Origin of the sequence: Sulfitobacter sp. HI0027 (assembly GCF_001634775.1) — a bacterium.
Taxonomy (GTDB): domain Bacteria; phylum Pseudomonadota; class Alphaproteobacteria; order Rhodobacterales; family Rhodobacteraceae; genus Sulfitobacter.
Window position 1 is genome coordinate 1 of the sequence record NZ_LWER01000319.1, and the last position, 535, is coordinate 535.

General features: G+C 58.5%; 1 protein-coding gene and 1 pseudogene. Both read right to left on the minus strand.

What is annotated here, in order from left to right:
* The coding region (locus A3722_RS16000) for an ATP-binding protein (RefSeq protein WP_236627453.1) at positions 1–213 on the minus strand (213 nt) is incomplete at its 3' end.
* Positions 203–535, minus strand: a pseudogene (locus A3722_RS16005) (IS21 family transposase); the annotation flags it as partial. The gene A3722_RS16000 and the pseudogene A3722_RS16005, both read right to left, overlap by 11 nt.

Here is a 535-nt window from a genome sequence, read left to right on the forward strand (position 1 = left end):
TGCGGGGAAGCGGGCGACTTTCGTGTGGTAGGCGATAGACCGTACCTCGCGTTCGGCGATCTCAGCCTTGAGCAGCTGTGACAGCATTGGTGTGGCAGCTTCGAACGCTGGCGCGCCCTGGGCGACCAAGTCTTCAATCGCATTTGCCATGCCGTACAGCTTGAGACTGCGTAGCATGATCACGATAGAAGCTCCTGCTGGGTCATGACGCATGGCGCTTCTCCTTAGTCTGTCGCAACCCGTCATAGCGATCGACGTTGGCCTCTGACGTTGACTGCAATGCCAGTGCGTCCGGCGGATCGACCTCGGGGTGATCTGTCGGTCTGCGGTCGATCAATCGATGCAACAGGTTCAGGATGTGCGTCTTGGTGGGGACGCCCGCTTCAAGTGCCAGCTCCACTGCGCACAAAACGTCATCTTCGTTGTGCTGAAGGACCAGAGACAGAATGTCGACCATCTCTCGGTCACCGCCTTCTTTACGCAGCATGTGATCCTGAAGTTGCCGGAAGGCATCCGGCATCTCCGTGAACGGCGC